Genomic DNA, 16,329 nt, shown 5'->3' with positions numbered 1-16,329 from the left:
GGCGTGCGGCGTCCGCGGGCGAGAGCGGGTGCCGCACCGTCCGACCTGCACGGATACGTGCCGGGACGCCATTGTCAGTGGTCGGGTGCAGACTTGCCACATCTGAGACAACGGCGTCCCGGAGGTGTTCCGGCATGACTGACGTACTACTCGCGGTGGGCACGCGCAAAGGGCTCTTCATCGGCCGTCGGCGGCACGGTGACTGGGAATTGAGCGGTCCGCATTTCCCCGCGCAGGCGGTGTACTCCCTCGGGATCGACACCCGCCGCGCGACGCCCCGGCTGCTGGCCGGTGCCGACAGCGCCCACTGGGGCCCGTCGGTGTTCCACTCCGACGACCTGGGCGAGACCTGGCACGAGCCCTCCCGCCCCGCGGTCAAGTACCCGCCGGACACCGGTACTTCGCTGGAGCGGGTGTGGCAGCTGCATCCGGCCGGGCCCGCCGCGCCCGATGTGGTCTACGCGGGCACCGAGCCCGGTGGGCTGTTCCGCTCCGAGGACGGCGGCGAGACCTTCGAGCTCGTACGGGCGCTGTGGGACCACCCGAGCCGGGAGCAATGGGTGCCGGGCGGCGGCGGGCTGGCCGTCCACACGGTGATCACCGACCCGCGGGACGCCGACGCGGTCACCGTCGCCGTCTCGGCCGCCGGGGTCTTCCGTAGCCGTGACGGGGGCGCCAGCTGGGCCCCGTCGAACAAGGGCGTGAAGGCGGTCTTCCTGCCGGATCAGCATCCGGAGTTCGGCCAGTGCGTCCACAAGATCGCGCAGGACCCGGTCAACCGCGACCGGCTGTATCTGCAGAACCACTGGGGCGTCTACCGCAGCGATGACGCGGGCGCGCAGTGGACGGACATCGGCAGCGGACTCCCCTCGGACTTCGGCTTCGCCGTCGCCGCACATCCGCGCACGGGGGATGTCGCCTACCTCTTCCCGATCACCGCCGATATCGACCGGGTGCCGGCCGAGCACCGCTGCCGGGTCTACCGCACCGGCGACGCCGGCCGGAGCTGGGAGCCGCTGAGCGCGGGACTGCCGGACGAGGACCATTACGGCACGGTGCTCAGGGACGCGCTGTCCGTCGACGACAGCGACCCCGCAGGGGTGTATTTCGGCAATCGCAACGGCGAGGTCTACGCCAGCGCGGACGACGGCGACAGCTGGCAGCAGCTCGCCTCCCATCTGCCGGATGTGCTGTGCGTGCGGGCGGCCGCCGTTGCCTGAGGGGGAGGAAGACGGAGGAAGGTGGAGGGCGGGGAAACGGCCGGAGCACCGGGGAACGGAGCGGTGGGGCAGGGCAGTTGGGGCCTCCCGCCGCTCCGGGTGGCCGGAGCGCGGGCCATCGGTTGAAGGGGAGGGGGCCGCGGCCAGTAGGGTGATCCCGTGGCTGCACAACCTCTCCAAGACATTGTCGAAGCGGGCTGGGCCAAGGCACTTGAGCCCGTTGCCGGACGGATCTCCGCGATGGGTGACTTCCTGCGGGCGGAGATCGCCGCGGGACGCACCTATCTCCCGGCCGGCAACAACGTGCTGCGCGCCTTCCAGCAGCCCTTCGACGAGGTGCGGGTCCTCATCGTCGGGCAGGACCCCTATCCCACGCCCGGGCATGCGGTCGGGCTCAGCTTCTCCGTGGCGCCGGACGTCCGCCCATTGCCCGGCAGCCTGGAGAACATCTTCCGCGAGCTGCACTCCGACCTCGGGCTCCCCCGCCCCTCGAACGGCGATCTGACACCGTGGACCCGGCAGGGCGTACTGCTGCTGAACAGGGCGCTGACCACGGCTCCCCGCAAGCCCGCCGCACACCGCGGCAAGGGCTGGGAGGAGGTCACCGAACAGGCCATCCGGGCACTGGTGGCGCGCGGACGCCCGCTGGTGTCGGTGCTGTGGGGGCGCGACGCACGCAATCTGCGGCCGCTGCTCGGCGATCTGCCGGCCGTCGAGTCCGCCCACCCCTCCCCCATGTCCGCCGACCGGGGCTTCTTCGGCTCACGGCCCTTCAGCCGGGTGAACGACCTCCTGGTGCGGCAGGGCGCACAGCCCGTCGACTGGAGGCTGCCCTGACACCGGGCGATAGTGTGCCCCGCATGACGAATGCGAACATCCCTGCGGGTTGGTACGCCGATCCTCAGGGCACCCCCCACCAACTTCGCTGGTGGGACGGGTCCCAGTGGACGGAGCACACCCACCCGGGACAACAGGCCGCGGCGCCGGCCCAGGGCGGGGCACCCCAGCCGGGCCCCCAGCCGGGCCCCCAGCAGGCGCCTCAGCAGCAGGCCGCCCAGCAGCCCCCGCAGCAGCAGATGCCGCAGCAGTTCGCTCCGCAGCAGCCCCCGCAGCAATTCACTCCGCAGCAGCCCGCGCAGACACCGGGCCAGGCCCCGTATCCGGGCCCACAGCAGGGCGGCGCACCGCACGGCCAGGGTTACGGCTACCCCCAGCAGGCGCCCGGCCAGCACGCGCCCGGCCAGCCGATGCAGCAGCCGTACGGACAGCAGCCGATGGCGGGCCCGCCGGGAGCGCAGCCGGGCGCCGTACAGCAGCAGGTGCAGCAGCAGGCCGGCGTGGCGCCCGGCGGTCCGGGCGGCGGCACCCTGTTCACCGAACCGGTGCTGGTGGTCAACCAGAAGGCCAAGCTCATCGAGGTCACCAACGAGTACGGCGTCTTCGACCAGCACGGCAACACCCTGGGCGCGGTCGTCCAGGTCGGTCAGAGCACGGCCAAGAAGGTGCTCCGCGTCGTCTCCAGCCTCGATCAGTACATGACCCACAAGCTGGAGATCCGGGACGCGTACGGCCAGCCGCAGCTGGTGCTGACCCGGCCCGCGAAGTTCATCAAGTCCAAGGTGATCGTGCAGCGTCCGGACGGTTCGCCGGTCGGCGAGATCGTGCAGCAGAACGCCATCGGGAAGATCAACTTCGCGATGATGGTCAACGGCCAGCAGATCGGCGCCATCAAGGCCGAGAACTGGCGCGCCTGGAACTTCGCCATCGTGGACCACGCCGACACCGAGGTCGCCCGGATCACCAAGACCTGGGAGGGCCTCGCCAAGACGATGTTCACGTCCGCGGACAACTACGTCCTGCAGATCCACCAGCAGCTGCCCGACCCGCTGCTGAGCCTGGTCGTCGCCACGGCCCTGACCGTCGACACCGCCCTCAAGCAGGACGCCCGCGGCTTTGGGTGAGCCGGCCGGCCGCGGCCCGGACACCCTCGGGGCCGGCCATGTCCTCGGCGTCGACTCGGGCGGCTCGGGGCTGCGGATCGCCGTCGCACGCGCCGACGACGCCGAGGCCCGGCCGCTGGCCGTCCGGGCCTCGGACGAGCCGGTACGCACCGGCCCCGCGGGCATCGACGCGGAGCATCTGCTGTCCCAACTACTGCCCGCAGCAGCCGAGTTGGCGCGGGAAACCGGGGCCGACGGGTTCGCCGCGGTGTGCGTGGGAGCGGCCGGGATGGCCACGCTGGGCGAGGAGCTCCGCGCCCGGCTGCCGGACGCGCTGGCGACCGCGTTCGGGGTGCGGCGGCTCGCGCTCGCCGCGGACGCGGTCACCGCGTACGCCGGGGCGCTGGGCCAGCGGCCCGGTGCGGTGATCGCCGCGGGCACCGGCATGATCGCCCTGGGCACCGACCTGACCCCGGCGGGCGGTTGGCGCCGCGCGGACGGCTGGGGCCATCTGCTGGGTGACTGCGGCGGCGGCGCCTGGATCGGCCGCGCCGGGCTGGAGGCCGCGCTGCGGGCGTACGACGGACGACCGGGCGGTTCGGCCGCCCTGCTGGCGCGCGCGGAAGCGGTGTTCGGGCCGGTCACCGGGCTGCCCGGCGCGCTCTACCCACGCCCCGACCGGCCCGCCGTACTGGCCTCGTTCGCCCCGGAGGTCGCCCGCTGCGCCGCCGAGGACGACACGGTGGCCCTCGGCGTCCTGCGTGCCGCGGCGGGTCATATCGCCGATGCCGCGGCCGCGGTCTGCCCGCCGGGCGCCGGCACCACAGTGGCCTGTACCGGTGGGCTGTTCCACATGGGCGAGCCCCTGCTGGCTCCGCTGCGTACGGCTCTCGCCGAGCGGCTGCCGGACGCCCGTACGGCAGCCGCCGCCGGCAGCCCGCTCGACGGGTCGCTGGCCATCGCCGCAGCACTGGCCCGCGACCGGCTGACGCTGCCCACCGATCGGAAGTTGTTGCAGATCACACGGCCTGCGCCGGGGTGACGCGCGGGATAAATCGGGACGGATACCGCTCCACCGAACCCTCCCTCCGCGCGAGGGCGGTCGGAGGCGTTAGCATGCGACGCCATGAGTTCCCCCACTGGGCCCGCACCTGGCTCGCCCGATTTTGACGCCGCCTCCCCGAGCCCGGGAGCCGCACCCGGTCTGCCTGTACGAATGCCGCGACGGCAGTCCGGCCGCCACCGCAAGCCGGAGCCGCTCGCCGCACCCGAGGGCGCTCCCGCCCTGGTGCTGGCCGTACCGGGCTCCCCCTCCGCCGCCTCGCGCAGCCTGGCGGAGGAGGTCTCCAGCATCGCCCGCTCCGAACTCCCGGGCCTCGACGCCCGGATCGGCTATGTCGACGGGGGCGACGACGAGTTCCCGTCCCTGGAGGCCGTACTGGCGCGCGCCGCCGCCGAGCACAAGGACCGGGTGGGCGCCGACGGACAGCCCGACCCCGGCCCCGCCGCCGTCGTGGTGCCGCTGCTGGCCGGACCGGACAGCGCCCTGCTGCGCCGGATACGCCAGGCGATGATGAACAGCGGCTCCGGCGCCGAGCTGACCGATGTCCTCGGCCCGCACCCGCTGCTCGCCGAGGCACTGCACGTCCGGCTGTCCGAGGCCGGTCTTGCCCGGGCGGACCGTGCCCGGCTGTTCACGGTCGCCACGGCGGCGGACGGCATCATCCTCGCCACCGTGGGCGGCGAGGAGGCCGTACAGGCCGCCGGGATCACCGGCATGCTGCTCTCCGCGCGGCTCGCGGTGCCGGTGCTGGCCGCCGCCCTGGACGAGGAGGGCGCGATCTCCCGTACCGCCGAGCAGCTGCGGGGCTCCGGTTCGCAGCAGCTGGCGCTGGCCCCCTACCTGATCGGCCCGGAGATCACCGACGGCCTTCTGGAAGCAGCCGCGGCGGAGGCGGGCTGCGCCTCGGCCGAGGCGCTGGGCGCCTACGGCACGGTGGGCCGGCTAGTGCTCTCGAACTACGCGGCGGCGGTGGGCATCACCCTGCCGACGCAGGCGCAGGGGGTTCCGGTCCGCTAGGCACTCCGGGACCGGACACCGTTTTCCGAAGGGCCGTCTTCGCGCAGCGCGCGGGGCGGCCCTTCGCCGTGTCCGGGCGGAGGCGATACGTCCGATTCCTCGCTGAGCGGCACAGACGCCCGTCAGGCGGCCCAGAAGGGCGGAGTTCACGGTGACGGCGGGCGGAGGGCGGTACGCCCGCGAGAGACGCCCACAGGGCGCTTGCCGTACCCCTGGCGCGCCGACCGATGAGTCCGGGCATCCGGTGACGTTGCAGAGCGGGCGCATAGGATCGCCGGCATGGCACTGCGACCTGTTCAGGTGAACATCAAGGCCCTTGATGCGTCGGCGGTCGGCCGGTTCTGGGCGGAGGCGCTCGGCTGGAGTGCTTACAGCCCCGGCGTGACCACCTATGTCGGCCCCGCCGGCGGCCCCGTGTGGCCGGCCCCGGTCGCCGTCGGCATCGACGTCGTTCCCGTCCCTGGACCCAAGACAGCAACAAAGAACCGTGTGCACCTCGATCTCGCCACCACCTCTGCGGCCCATCAGGCGGAGTTGGTCGCGCGCCTCCAGACGCTCGGTGCGACACCCGCCGACGTGGGCCAGGGCAACGTGCCGTGGACTGTCCTCGCCGACCCGGAGGGCAACGAGTTCTGCGTGCTGGAGCCTCGGGAGATCTACCGGGACACCGGGCCGATCGCCGCGGTGGTGGTCGACTGCGCGGATCCGCGGGCCATGGCCCGGTTCTGGGGTGAGGCGATGGACTGGACCCCGCACGAGGTGACTGACGATCAGGCGGTGTTGCGCTCCGCCAAGGGTGCCGGCCCGTACCTCGAGTTCCTCCGCACGCCCGGCGTGCAGACCGTGCCGGACCGCGTCCATCTCGACCTGTTGCCGTACCCCGGTGACGACAAAGCAGCGGAGGTGGCCCGGCTGCGGGCCCTCGGCGCCACCGACCTCGACCTCGGCCAGGGTGACGTCCCGTGGACGTGCCTGGCCGACCCGGAGGGCCACGAGTTCTGCGTCCTCGCCCCGTCACCCTGACGTCCTGGAGAGACCGGTCGCCGGCCGCTCGTCCTCCTGGGCGAGCGGGCCGCCCACGGAGGGAAGTTCATGTCGCACGTCGATGTCGTCCGCGCCGCCTTCGCGGCCTATCTCGCCCAGGACCGCGGGGCCATGGACCGGCTGCTCGCCGAGGATTCCGTCTTCACCAGCCCGCAGGACGATCACCTCGACAAGGCCGCGTTCCTGGAGATCTGCTTCCCCACGGCGGACCGGCTGCGCCGGCAGGAGATCCTCGATGCCGTCGCCATCGATGACGAGCAGGTCTATGTCCGGTACGCATACGAGCTGGCGACGGGCGAGTGCCATCGCAATGTCGAGGTGATGACGGTGCGGGACGGCCGGGTCACCGAGACCCAGGTGTACTTCGGCGGGCGCTTTCCGCAGGGGTGAGGCGGTCCCGGCGCAGGTCAGCCGAAGACCACGCAGGAGGCGGCCGGTGCCTGGACGGATCCGGTCCTGACCGGGATGCCGGTTGCCGGGTCGACGGTGAACCAGGTGACGTCACCGGAGCGCTCGTTGGCGGCGTAGAGGTGCCGGCCGTCGGGGTGGAGTGTCAGGTCGCGGGGCCAATGGCCGCCGCAGGGAACGGTGGTGACGAGAGCTGCGGTGTCGCCGGACGCGCCGAGGGAGAGGACCGCGAGGCTGTCATGGCCCCGGTTGGCGGCCCAGGCGAAGCGGCCGTCCCGGGAGAGGACCAGTTCGGAGGGGAAGGTGCTGCTCCCCTGCGTTCCGCCTCCGCTCCGTGCCGAGTCCTCGGAAGCGGAGCCCTCGGCGGCCCCGTCCGGGAGGAGGCGGGTCTCCCCCAGCGGCGTCAGCACCCCACGGCCGGCGTCCCAGCGGCAGACCGTCACCGTCGGGTCGAGTTCATTGATGACGTAGGCACGGTCGCCGCGCGGGTGGAAGGCGAGGTGGCGCGGGCCGCTGCCGGGCCGCAGCCGGGCCTCCGCGTGGACGGTCAGCGTCCCGTCGCCGGTGCCGAGGGCGCAGCTGCGCACCGAGTCGGTGCCCAGGTCGACGCTGAGCAGCCAGCGGCCGCTGGGGTCGGGCACCACGGCATGGGCATGCGGGCCTTCTTGGCGGTCGGTCCGCGGGCCGTTGCCCTGGTGGGCGAGCACGGTGGCGGGGCCGGAGAGTGTGCCGTCGTCCCGTACGGGGAGCGTACTGACGCTGCCGGAGCTGTAGTTGGCGGTGATGAGCCGGCCGTCGGCCAGGGTGAGGTGGGTGGGGTCGGCGCCGTCCACGGGGACGGCGGGGGCGAGCAGCTCGGGCCCGCGGGCGGTGAGGGCGAAGGCGGCCGCGGCGCCGTCCGGGGTCTCGCTGACCGCGTAGAGGTGCCGGCCGTCGGGGCTCGGCGCCAGGTAGGAGGGGTTGGGGACGGCGTCGGTGGAGTACAGGGGGGTGAGGGCGCCGGAGTCCGGGTCGACGGACGCGGTGGTGATGCCGAGGCCGCCGGCCGTGGTGAACGATCCGATGTACGCCCGCCGGCCGTTGACGCTCGTCCCCACTGGTCCGCCCTTCGTCCGCCTGCCCGTTGAGGTGCTGCGGCGACGCTAACAGTCACGGGCGGGGCGTCCGGGGCGATGGCCGGTTCCCGCCCTCGGGCCCCTGACGTACGCACGCCACAGGGCGCTCGGGACGCCACGGAGGGCGCGTGGGCGGGCCGTCCGTGCGCGGTGCCCGCGGGTCAGGCGTCGACCAGCGGGGAGCGCGGGGAGCTCCGCAGGGGCGCCGAGAGTTCGGCCAGCGCCCGCTCCAGGCCGTGCAGATGGACCAGCGCGGGTTCCGCCGCGGGAGGCTGGGACACCGCGACGGCGGCGGCCGCCGTGTGGCGTGTGCTGCGTGGTGTGGTGAGGGCCTCGACGGCGGCCTCCACGCGCTGGCAGGCGGCGGTGAGCCGGGCGTCGTGGGAGGCCTCCGGGTCGGCGGCGATGGAGGCCAGCCCGCGGACCTCACGGGCGCAGTCGTCGAGCAGCGACAGCACCTGACGGGCCCGTGCCTTACGGGCGCGCAGCGGGCTGAGGGGGTGCACCAGCGGGGCGAGCGAGAGCCGCACCCGGCTCAGCAAGGGCGCGAGTTCGGCGACGTGCGGGGCGGGGTCCGCGGTCGTGGAGCCCGCGAGGCGGGCGGCGGCCTCGGCGGTGCACTGGTGGACACAGCGCAGGGCACGCTGGATCCAGGCGTCGGTGGTGGCGTGGGTGGTGACGGGCAGCACGAGGAGCACGGCCAGGGCCGCGCCGAGCGCCCCCACACCGGTCTCGGCGAGCCGCAGCGCGAGCAGCGCGGGATCCAGCACTCCCAGCAGCCCGTACAGCAGCCCGGCCATCAGCGTCACCGCGAGCATCATCCAGGTGTACGAGACCGCGGCCGTGTAGAAGATCCCGAACACGCAGACCGCGACGAGGGCCATCGTGGGGACGAGCGCTCCGTGCAGCGGGACGGCGACGACCAGCCCGATGCCGATGCCGAGCACCGTGCCGAGGGCCCGGCGGAAGCCCCGGACCAGGGTCTCGCCGCGCGAGGTGGTGTTCACGAAGATCCACCATGTGGCACCCACCGCCCAGTACCACCGCTGTTCGGAGAGCAACTGGCCCACGAGGAGGGCGAAGGTGCTGCCGGCGGTCGCCTGGATCGCCTGGCGGGTGGTCGTCCGGGCCAGCCCCCTCGCCCCCTGCGGGACGGGCACGGCCACCTGAGGCAGCCGGAGCTCGTAGCACCACACGGCGAAGCGGACGGTGGAGGAGGCGAGCAGTGCGAGGGTGACCGCGGTGCACAGCTCGGGCAGCTGGGACGGCACCGTGTGCAGGAACTGCGTCGCGAAGAAGGTCATGAACGCGAACACGCCCAGGGCATGACCGCGTGGCCCCCAGCGGCGGGCGTAGACCCCCGCGCCCACGACGGCGACGAAGACCGCGTCCCGCGCCACCGGGTGATCATGCAGCACCGCCGCGGCGGCGAGCACCGGGAAGCCGACCGCGGGCAGCAGCGCGGTGGTGGTCATCTGGCCGCGGACCGTGGTGTCGGTGACCGTGAAGAGGGCGAGCAGCGCGGCGAGCCCGCCGGTGATGGCCGCGACGAGCGAGTGTCCGGTGAGCCCGCACACCATGACCGCCAGGCCGATGCCGAGGACGGACCGAGTGGCGCTGCGCAGCCGCAGCAGCCCTGGATCCGGAGCCACGAACACCCTCTTCAGCACAGCTTCCGCCCCTTCGACATGTCCGCATGAAAAAGGCGCCGCGGGATCCGCAGCGCCATCGACGGGGCCATCACAGCATCACTTCGGCAGGTTGCTCAACACAGGCCATGGATGCTGTGCCATTGGTACAGTCTCATGGCCTCCATGTACGCCGAGAGGAGGCCAATGGGCGGGAGCGTGACCGAGGGTGACAGCTCCTGACAGCCCCCGTGAGGAGATGTTGAGCATGGCCGTGGACGCCCTGGACGCCAAGATCCTGCGGCTGCTGCTGGAGCAGCCGCGCACCAGCGTCCGGGAGTACGCCCGCCTCCTCGGCGTCGCCCGCGGGACCGTCCAGGCGCGTCTCGACCGCCTCGAACGGGACGGCGTGATCACCGCCTACAGCCCCCGGCTGTCCCCCGCCGCGCTCGGCCACCCCGTCCTCGCCTTCGTCCACATCGAGGTCACACAGGGGCATCTGGAGGAGGTGGCCGACGCACTGGCGGAGGTGCCGCAGATCATCGAGGCGTTCTCGACGACCGGCGGCGGGGATCTGCTGACCCGGGTGGTGGCACGGGACGCGGCCCATCTGGAGGATGTGATCCAGCAGCTGATCAGCCTGCCGGGCGTGGTCCGCACCCGTACCGAGATGGCGCTGCGGGAGCGGGTGCCGCACCGGATGCTGCCGCTGGTCGAGGCGGTGGGCGGCGGCGCCGGGCCGCGATGAGCCGCCGCTTGGCATCCTGGTGGGCATGAGCACCTCGCCCGCCTCCCCGGTCACGTCCGTCCCGCCCGCTCCGGTGATCTTCGATCTCGACGGCACCCTGGTGGACAGCGAGCCGAACTACTACGAGGCGGGACGCCGGCTGCTGGCCGACCACGGCGTGCCCGACTTCAGCTGGGAGCACCACACCCGCTTCATCGGCATCGGCACCCGCGAGACGCTGGAGACGCTCCGCCGGGAGTTCGGCCTCGACGCCCCGGTCGAGGAGCTGCTGGCCGGCAAGAACCGCGCCTATCTGGAGCTGGCGCGGGCGCACACCGAGGTCTTTCCCGAGATGCGCGTCTTCGTGGAGCGGCTGTCGGCGGCCGGGCATCCGATGGCGGTGGCGTCCGGCTCGTCGCGGGCCGCGATCGAGGCGGTGCTGGCCGGTACCGGGCTCGATGCGCTGCTGACCACGGTCGTGTCGGCCGAGGAGGTGGCGCACGGGAAGCCGGAGCCGGATGTGTTCCTGGAGGCCGCGCGCCGACTGGGTGTCGCTCCCGCGGACTGTGTGGTGCTGGAGGATGCGGCGCCCGGTGCGCTCGCGGCACACCGGGCGGGGATGCGGTGCATCGCCGTTCCCTATGTGGCCGGCACCGTCGACGACCCGGCGTTCGCCCGCGCCGGACTGCTGTTCAAGGGCGGCCAGGGGGAGTTCACGGCACAGGCCGCGCACGACTGGCTGCGACGAGGGGGAACCGCCGCGGTTGAGGAGAGGCCCGGCCGGGGTGGCCGGGCGGGCAGCTGACGGCCGCGCCTGTCGGTGGCCGGCGCACGATCACCGGCCGCCGACAGGCGCGTCTTGCCTCATGCTGCGCTCACTGAGCGTTTGTCACTCCAGGCCGACGGACTTGCATGCGTCGGCGAGGTCCTCGCAGAGCAGGTCGGTCCGGACGGCGCCGTCGCGCACCACGGTGTTCTTCATGTTCTTCTTGGTGACGATCTGTGCCTTGAACAGCTCGGCGGGGATACCGGACTTGCTCTTGCTGTCGGCAGTGGTCGTCGTCAGGGACTTGATGCTCTTGCCGCGCAGCAGACGGAAGGCGATTTCGGCGGCGGTTTCGGCCTCCGGCCTGACTTCCTTGTAAATGGTGAAGTACTGGGTTCCGGCCACCAGCCGCTGCAGCGCGGGGAGTTCGGCGTCCTGGCCGCCGACCGGAACATCCTTGATCCCGGCAGACTTGAGTGCCGCGGCGATGCCGCCCGCCATACCGTCATTGGCCGAGTAGACCGCGTCGAAGCCCTCCGCGCCCTGGGCGTTGATGACGTCGGTCATCTCCTTCTTGGCCGTCGCCGCCGACCAGTTGGGGATGTCCTTCTCGTAGACGATCTTGCGCACCTTGCCGTCGAGGACCTCATGGGCACCCTTCTTGTAGGCCGGTGCATTCGGGTCGGTCGGCGAGCCGTTCATCATGACGACGTCGGAGGCGGCCGCCTGGGAACCGAGGGCGGCGAGAATCCCCTGCGCCTGGAGCCGGCCGATCTTCTCGTTGTCGTAAGAGACATAGGCCGCGACATCGCCTTCGGCGAGCCGGTCGTACGCGACGACCTTGACGCCCTTCTTCGCGGCCGAATCCACCCAGCTCTTGGACGCCGCGGCGTCGACCGGGTCCAGAATGATGACCTTGACGCCCTTCTTCACCAGGGCGTCGAACTGTCTCCTCTGAGCGTCGACCTGCTGCTCGGCATTGTGGTATTCGACCTTGCATTCGAGGCACAGCGATGCAATACGCGACGAAATGATACGGCGGTCGAACTTCTCATAGCGGGCCGCTTTACTCTCCGGGAGGAGCAGACCTATGGAGTCCTTGCCGGCACCGGCATCCTTTTGATCGCTTCCGCAGGCCGCCAAGGGTGCTGCGAGCGAAAGCGCCACCGCGCCGGTGAGGGCACGCCGCATTATTGCATTCATTTCCGGTACCTCCAAAGGGGCCGCCTGACCGGCCCAGAACGGCTGAAGTGAACGCCACCTGCGGCCCTACCGTCAAGAATCAAAGTCACAACGATATGAAAGTGAGTTGTGAGTTGACTCTCTGAACCGCCGTCACCCGACGGGCGTTCCGGACAGTACCGAAAAGTTCAATTCGTTCCGTATCACTCCGGAACGTTCCATTTCCCGGCCCGGCACCCGACCTCGAATCCCGAAGTGTAACGCGGGGTAACACCCCACCCTTCCCCGTCACCCCATCCGTCAACCAGGGCATATCTGAACGGAGTTGCCCGACCACGCCGGACCACCGCTCGCGAGCGGTACAGCGGGCACCTTTCCTCTCGCGTACCGGACCGCGAAGAGGGGGAGAGGGAAAATAGGTGCTGCGCACAGCTTTCCGGAGTGGCCGGTGGGCCGACTAGCCCCCGGCGCCGTCCTGGTCAGGACAGCCGATGCGCCGACTGCCGCCGCCCCGATGACGAACTGTCGCGGAACATTTCCCGGCCGCACACCGCAGTCAATTACAGCGACACCAATGGGAATTCCCCGGGAATCACGCCGGGGACTTCCCTCGGGAATCCCTTCGACTTGATCTTCTGCCGCCGATTCCCTCTGATTCCCCCTCAGCCGACCCAGCCACCCGTGAGGCCGAGCACCGCCGAGCCGTCGAGGTCGGTGAGCTTGGTGCCGGTGAACTCGCGTGCCCAGTCCGACGTCTGGAGGCGGAACGCGGGCCGGTCCGCGGTGAGCGCCTCCAGCACGGCCCCGGCGGCCTCGGCGGGAGTCTGTGCACTGCCGAGGAACTGTGCGACGGTGCGGTCCAGGTACGCCTGCAGCGCGTCCGCGTACGGCCCCGCGGCGGCCACCTCGGCCGCCAGATCGACCCCGATGTTGTTGACGAACTCGGTGGCGACGGCGCCGGGCTCGACCACGGACACGGACACACCGAGTCCGGCCGCCACCGGCGCCAGGCTCTCCATGTATCCCTCGACGGCGAACTTGGCCGCGCAGTACGCCTCGTTGAAGGGCTGACCGATGATCCCGCCGACGCTGGTGACGGTGATCAGACGGCCACCCGTGGCCCGCAGATGCGGCAGTGCCACCTTCGAGACATGGAGGACGCCGAAGAAGTTCACCTCCATCACCGCGCGCACATCGGCGACGCTCTCGTTCTCCAGGGTGCCGAGGTGTCCGGCACCGGCGTTGTTGATCACGGCGTCGAGGCGGCCGTGATCGGCGATCACCCCGTCGACCGCGGCGGCGACGGAGCTCTCGTCGGTGACGTCCAGCTGCCGGACATCGAGCTCCACCCCCGCTTCCTCTGCCGCCTTGCGCAGCGCACCGGAGCGGCCGGTGTCGCGCAGCGTCGCCACCACCCGCCAGCCGGCGCGCGCCGCGGCCACCGCGGCGGCCAGGCCGATACCAGAGGACGTACCGGTGATCAGAACAACCTTGGACGAGGGGGAAGACATGGCGAACCTTTCGGCTGACGTAACGAGACGAGTTAAGTGCGTGTACACACACCATAAGCATTATGTGTGCATGCACGCAACCGGTAGCCTTGCCGCATGGCGAAAAGGAAGCTCACCCAGGCCGAGATGCCCGTGGCCGATCACGCCTTCTACGGGCTGGTCTGGGCCGGAACCGTCCTCACCGAGCGTGTGGACCGCGCCCTGAGCAAGGCCCACGACCTGCCGGTCTCCTGGTTCGAGGTCATGCTCTGGCTCGCCTCCAGCCCGGAACCGGTCCCGGCCTCGGTGCTCGGCAACAGCACCATGCTCAGCCGCAGCCAGGTCTCCCGTGTCGTGGACGCCCTCCAGAGCCGCGGACTGGTCACCCGCACCCCCTCCGCCCGCGACGCCCGCTCCGTCGAGGTGTCCCTCACGCCGGAGGGCCACCAGCTCTTCGAAGAGGCCGACGCCACCCGGCGCGCCTGCCTGGCCCCGGTGTTCACCGACCTCCTCGACCAGGAGGACCTCGAAGCGCTGAGCGCGGTGTGGCGGAAACTCAAGGCCAACAAGGACGGCTGATACGGCGGGATCCGGGGTGGGATCCCGCTCGGGTAACAGTGTTACCCACAGGGTACGTTGTTACCCATGAGCACGCTCTATCAGGATGCCCAGCGCGCCGGCCAGGAAGCCGTGCGCACCGCGATCCTCGACCGCGCCATCAGCCTGCTGGTCGCGGAGGGTCCCGCCGCGCTGACGATGCGACGGATCGCCACCGAGGTCGGCTCGTCGACCAAGGTTCTCTACACCATGTTCGGAGGCAAGGAAGGGCTCGCCGACGCCCTGTACCGGGAAGGGTTCGCCCGGCTGCGCCGGGCGCAGGAGCGCGTTCCTGCCGCGGCCGACCCGTTGACACGACTGAGCAACCTCGGGACGGCCTACCGGGAGCACGCCCTGGCCGAACCCGCCTACTACCGCGTGATGTTCGAGCAGGCCGTCCCCGGCTTCCGGCCGAGTGCCGAGGCACTGGCCGTCGCCGAGACCGCATTTGAGGCCTCGACCGCTGCCGTGACCGCCTGCATCGACTCCGGGGCCTTCCGGCCGGGCGACGCCCAGGAGATCGCGAAGATCCTCTGGGCCGCGTCACACGGGGCGGTGAGCCTGGAGATCGCCGGACACTTTCCCCCGGACACCGCCGCGCACCGCTACGAAACGCTGATGAAGGCGGTGGCGCAGGCCTTCAGCGCCCGGCCCGCCACCGCCACCGCCGACTCCGCCTCCCCCACCGAAGAGGGCCAGACTTCATGACCGGCAACCGCTATCTCTCGGGGGCGTTCACTCCGGTCACCGAGGAGATCACCGCCTACGACCTGCCCGTCACCGGCCGGTTACCCGCCCATCTCAATGGCCGCTACCTGCGCAACGGGCCCAACCCACTGGGCATCGAGGACGCCGCCACCCATCTCTGGACCCTCGGTGCGGGCATGGTCCACGGCGTCCGGATCCGCGACGGCCGCGCCGAGTGGTACCGCAACCGCTGGGTCCGCTCCACCGCGGTCGCCGACCGGCTCGGTGAACCACGGCGCGGGACGCCCGTCGACGAGTTGATGGACATCTCCCCCAACGTGCAGGTCGTCGGTCTCGCGGGCCGTACCTTCGCACTCATCGAGGGCGGGATACGCCCGTACGAACTCACCTACGACCTGGACACGATCGGCCCCTGCGCGCTCGGGGCGACACCGCAGGGCTACAGCGCCAACGCCCACTCCCTCTTCGACCCCCGCACCCGTGAGCTGCATTCGCTGGCCTTCCGCTACGGCTCCGACCAGGTCCAGCACATCGTGATGGACGAGTCCGGCGTGGTCCTGCGGGCCACGGCCATCGAGGTGCCGGGCAACCCCTATATGCACGACTTCGCCCTGACCGACCGCCATGTGCTCCTCTTCGACTCGCCCGTGGTGTTCAGCGCCGCTCATCTGCCCACCGGGATCCCGTTCGTCTGGGACGGCAACCGCCCGGCGCGGGTGGGCGTGATGCCGCGGGCCGGGGGTGCGGTGCGCTGGTTCGAGGTCGCGCCGAGCCTGGTGGGGCACACGCTCAACGCCTACGAAGACGGCAGTGAGGTCGTCATCGACGTCGTCCGGCACCCGGAGGGCTTCGACATCAGGGATGTCGGCACCAGCCGCCCCACACTGGACCGCTGGACGGTCGATCTGACGGCCGGAAAGCTGCGCGAGGACCGGCTCGACGACCGTGTCCAGGAGTTCCCACGGCTCAACTCCCGCTACAGCGGGCGTCCTTACCGGTACGGGTACACCGCCGCGGTCGAGCTCTACGCGCCATCCGCCGGGCCCGGCGACACCCGGCCGGACGAGGGGTTCAGTAACGCGCTGCTCAAACACGATCTGCTGCGCGGCACGTCCGAGGCGCACGAGTTCGGGCGGTACGGGGCTGTCAGTGAGGGCGTGTTCGTCCCCGCCGGGTCGCCCAACGCCGAGGACGACGGATATGTGATGGCGTACGTCTTCGATCCGGAGCGCGGCGCCACCGATCTGGTGCTGTTGTCGGCCCTGGACTTCACCGGTGAGCCGATCGCCCGTATTCATCTGCCCGTGCGTGTCCCGCTCGGTCTGCACGGCAGTTGGGTGCCCGGGGACGAGCGGGAGGTGCCTCGCTACGCCCTGGCCGGGTGAGCCTCAGCAGCCCGGTGGCCGGGCGGGGAGCCGCCGGGC

16 protein-coding genes are annotated in these 16,329 nt (G+C 71.5%); 12 read left to right on the top strand and 4 right to left on the bottom strand.

All coding sequences use genetic code 11. The features are described from left to right. Positions 1-134 precede the first annotated feature (134 nt). The 7 genes from NUT86_RS36220 to NUT86_RS36190 all read left to right on the top strand — a co-directional run bounded on the left by NUT86_RS36220 (position 135) and on the right by NUT86_RS36190 (position 6,674). Positions 135-1,220: a WD40/YVTN/BNR-like repeat-containing protein gene (locus tag NUT86_RS36220; protein WP_026169471.1), complete on the top strand. Its 1,086-nt coding sequence runs from the start codon at positions 135-137 to the stop codon at positions 1,218-1,220. Positions 1,221-1,379: 159 nt separating this feature from the next. Beyond that, a complete protein-coding gene (locus tag NUT86_RS36215) occupies positions 1,380-2,057 on the top strand; it encodes a uracil-DNA glycosylase (protein ID WP_026169470.1) in 678 nt (225 codons plus the stop codon). 23 nt (positions 2,058-2,080) lie between these two features. After that, on the top strand, positions 2,081-3,181 hold the full coding sequence (locus NUT86_RS36210) for a phospholipid scramblase-related protein (RefSeq protein ID WP_274739592.1): 1,101 nt from the start codon (positions 2,081-2,083) through the stop codon (positions 3,179-3,181). Next, on the top strand, positions 3,174-4,202 hold the full coding sequence (locus NUT86_RS36205) for an N-acetylglucosamine kinase (RefSeq protein WP_274739590.1): 1,029 nt from the start codon (positions 3,174-3,176) through the stop codon (positions 4,200-4,202). The genes NUT86_RS36210 and NUT86_RS36205 overlap by 8 nt, the downstream gene beginning before the upstream one ends. 84 nt (positions 4,203-4,286) lie before the next feature. Then, the gene (locus NUT86_RS36200) at positions 4,287-5,240 is read left to right on the top strand and encodes a sirohydrochlorin chelatase (RefSeq protein WP_371874780.1); all 954 of its coding nucleotides are present in this window, start codon (positions 4,287-4,289) and stop codon (positions 5,238-5,240) included. 279 nt (positions 5,241-5,519) lie between these two features. After that, positions 5,520-6,263, top strand: a complete 744-nt coding sequence (locus tag NUT86_RS36195; RefSeq protein ID WP_159484652.1) for a VOC family protein — start codon at positions 5,520-5,522, stop codon at positions 6,261-6,263. A 69-nt stretch (positions 6,264-6,332) separates the two neighbouring features. Beyond that, on the top strand, positions 6,333-6,674 hold the full coding sequence (locus NUT86_RS36190) for a nuclear transport factor 2 family protein (RefSeq protein ID WP_159484654.1): 342 nt from the start codon (positions 6,333-6,335) through the stop codon (positions 6,672-6,674). A gap of 17 nt (positions 6,675-6,691) precedes the next feature. On the opposite strand, the gene NUT86_RS36185 is transcribed toward NUT86_RS36190, so the two are convergent. Together NUT86_RS36185 and NUT86_RS36180 are read right to left on the bottom strand one after the other, a co-directional pair. Continuing rightward, a complete protein-coding gene (locus NUT86_RS36185; RefSeq protein WP_159484656.1) occupies positions 6,692-7,789 on the bottom strand; it encodes a lactonase family protein in 1,098 nt (365 codons plus the stop codon). A gap of 179 nt (positions 7,790-7,968) precedes the next feature. Beyond that, complete coding sequence (locus NUT86_RS36180) at positions 7,969-9,477, bottom strand: FUSC family protein (RefSeq protein ID WP_274739587.1); 1,509 nt, start codon at positions 9,475-9,477, stop codon at positions 7,969-7,971. A gap of 226 nt (positions 9,478-9,703) precedes the next feature. Here NUT86_RS36180 and NUT86_RS36175 point away from each other — a divergent pair, with 226 nt between their 5' ends. After that, entirely contained in the window at positions 9,704-10,183 is a 480-nt protein-coding gene (locus NUT86_RS36175; protein ID WP_018088677.1) for an Lrp/AsnC family transcriptional regulator, read from the top strand. A gap of 25 nt (positions 10,184-10,208) precedes the next feature. Further along, the gene (locus NUT86_RS36170; protein WP_159484660.1) at positions 10,209-10,967 is read left to right on the top strand and encodes an HAD family hydrolase; all 759 of its coding nucleotides are present in this window, start codon (positions 10,209-10,211) and stop codon (positions 10,965-10,967) included. A gap of 84 nt (positions 10,968-11,051) precedes the next feature. Here the strand turns inward: NUT86_RS36170 and NUT86_RS36165 are convergent, their stop codons facing one another. Both NUT86_RS36165 and NUT86_RS36160 read right to left on the bottom strand, forming a co-directional pair. Continuing rightward, on the bottom strand, positions 11,052-12,131 hold the full coding sequence (locus NUT86_RS36165) for a sugar ABC transporter substrate-binding protein (protein WP_229837868.1): 1,080 nt from the start codon (positions 12,129-12,131) through the stop codon (positions 11,052-11,054). A gap of 641 nt (positions 12,132-12,772) precedes the next feature. After that, on the bottom strand, positions 12,773-13,621 hold the full coding sequence (locus tag NUT86_RS36160; RefSeq protein WP_274739584.1) for an SDR family oxidoreductase: 849 nt from the start codon (positions 13,619-13,621) through the stop codon (positions 12,773-12,775). A gap of 96 nt (positions 13,622-13,717) precedes the next feature. On the opposite strand from NUT86_RS36160, the gene NUT86_RS36155 reads away from it, so the two are divergent. The 3 genes from NUT86_RS36155 (at position 13,718) to NUT86_RS36145 (ending at position 16,290) form a co-directional block, all read left to right on the top strand. Further along, positions 13,718-14,179, top strand: coding sequence for a MarR family winged helix-turn-helix transcriptional regulator (locus NUT86_RS36155; RefSeq protein WP_026169467.1), 462 nt, complete (start codon positions 13,718-13,720; stop codon positions 14,177-14,179). Positions 14,180-14,245: 66 nt separating this feature from the next. Then, a complete protein-coding gene (locus tag NUT86_RS36150) occupies positions 14,246-14,905 on the top strand; it encodes a TetR/AcrR family transcriptional regulator (RefSeq protein ID WP_148588585.1) in 660 nt (219 codons plus the stop codon). Then, entirely contained in the window at positions 14,902-16,290 is a 1,389-nt protein-coding gene (locus tag NUT86_RS36145) for a carotenoid oxygenase family protein (protein WP_274739583.1), read from the top strand. The genes NUT86_RS36150 and NUT86_RS36145 overlap by 4 nt, the downstream gene beginning before the upstream one ends. Positions 16,291-16,329 lie beyond the last annotated feature (39 nt).

Source organism: Streptomyces sp. G7(2002), from assembly GCF_028870195.1.
Lineage (GTDB): Bacteria > Actinomycetota > Actinomycetes > Streptomycetales > Streptomycetaceae > Streptomyces > Streptomyces nigrescens.
This window is presented reverse-complemented; position numbering and strand designations above follow the sequence as displayed.

Bases quoted from the DNA above. Each gene is read 5' to 3' on its own strand.
- NUT86_RS36220 (WP_026169471.1), top strand. From the start codon at position 135: ATGACTGACGTACTACTCGCGGTGGGCACGCGCAAAGGGCTCTTCATC.
- NUT86_RS36210 (WP_274739592.1), top strand. From the start codon at position 2,081: ATGACGAATGCGAACATCCCTGCGGGTTGGTACGCCGATCCTCAGGGC.
- NUT86_RS36200 (WP_371874780.1), top strand. From the start codon at position 4,287: ATGAGTTCCCCCACTGGGCCCGCACCTGGCTCGCCCGATTTTGACGCC.
- NUT86_RS36195 (WP_159484652.1), top strand. From the start codon at position 5,520: ATGGCACTGCGACCTGTTCAGGTGAACATCAAGGCCCTTGATGCGTCG.
- NUT86_RS36190 (WP_159484654.1), top strand. From the start codon at position 6,333: ATGTCGCACGTCGATGTCGTCCGCGCCGCCTTCGCGGCCTATCTCGCC.
- NUT86_RS36175 (WP_018088677.1), top strand. From the start codon at position 9,704: ATGGCCGTGGACGCCCTGGACGCCAAGATCCTGCGGCTGCTGCTGGAG.
- NUT86_RS36170 (WP_159484660.1), top strand. From the start codon at position 10,209: ATGAGCACCTCGCCCGCCTCCCCGGTCACGTCCGTCCCGCCCGCTCCG.
- NUT86_RS36165 (WP_229837868.1), bottom strand. From the start codon at position 12,131: ATGAATGCAATAATGCGGCGTGCCCTCACCGGCGCGGTGGCGCTTTCG.
- NUT86_RS36160 (WP_274739584.1), bottom strand. From the start codon at position 13,621: ATGTCTTCCCCCTCGTCCAAGGTTGTTCTGATCACCGGTACGTCCTCT.
- NUT86_RS36155 (WP_026169467.1), top strand. From the start codon at position 13,718: ATGGCGAAAAGGAAGCTCACCCAGGCCGAGATGCCCGTGGCCGATCAC.
- NUT86_RS36150 (WP_148588585.1), top strand. From the start codon at position 14,246: ATGAGCACGCTCTATCAGGATGCCCAGCGCGCCGGCCAGGAAGCCGTG.
- NUT86_RS36145 (WP_274739583.1), top strand. From the start codon at position 14,902: ATGACCGGCAACCGCTATCTCTCGGGGGCGTTCACTCCGGTCACCGAG.